The 914-nt window shown below is 40.4% G+C and carries 1 protein-coding gene; it reads right to left on the reverse strand.

Annotated features, from left to right (window positions below):
- Positions 1-120: 120 nt before the first annotated feature.
- Positions 121-914, reverse strand: a 794-nt coding sequence (gene rfbD / locus AB4496_RS27580) for a dTDP-4-dehydrorhamnose reductase (RefSeq protein ID WP_372133176.1), incomplete at its 5' end; no start/stop codon positions are given.

Here is a 914-nt window from a genome sequence, read left to right on the forward strand (position 1 = left end):
ATATCACTGGATATGTCAATCACCGCTCTATCAATGAGGTTTTCATATATAACTAATAGCTTCTCTGCACACTTATTAATATTAACTCCTTCATTGTAAGAAGGAATTATAAGTCTTAGTTTATTCATATCTTTTTATACCTAATTTTAGTCGACTCACCCAATCGCTTGCATTTATCCCAAACGTATTACGTATTAGTGTTGTATTGAGCTTAGAATTTTCTGGACGCTTAGCGAGAGTTGGGTACTCTTCAGTCGTTATTGAGTTAACTGCTGGTGAACACTTCAGGACACCTTGTTCAACCGCTTCATCAAAAATAGCTTGCGCAAACTGGCTCCAGCTTACATGTGGTAATCCAGAGAAGTGGTAAATACCAAACCTATCAGTTTCTCCATTACAAATAGCCTTAGCGATAGTTACTAACGCAGATGCGATATCACCGGCATAAGTCGGCCCACCAAACTGATCTCCCACAATACTTAGAGATTCATAGCTATTTGCTAAACGCAACATGGTCTTAACAAAGTTATTGCCATTCTCACCAAACACCCACGCAGTACGAAGGATAATATGTTTTTTACACTCTTGTGCTACGGCGATTTCACCTGCTAGTTTACTTTTACCGTAAACACCTTGAGGGTTTGTAGCATCCGTTTCTGCATATTCGCCTACTTTATCTCCATCAAAAACATAATCCGTAGAGATATGCAGCATTGCAGCACCAACGCTCTGCGCTGCTTGTGCGAGGTATTTTGGACCATCACGGTTTATCGCATAAGAAAGGTCAAGCTCCTCTTCAGCCTTATCAACCGCTGTATGTGCCGCTGCATTAATAATGATGCTAGGCTCAAATTCAGCCACAATAGCATTAACGGCCTCTTGACTAGTAATATCAAGATGCTCTCTATCAAGAG

The organism is Vibrio sp. 10N.222.46.A1 (assembly GCF_041473595.1).
Lineage (GTDB): Bacteria > Pseudomonadota > Gammaproteobacteria > Enterobacterales > Vibrionaceae > Vibrio > Vibrio tasmaniensis_A.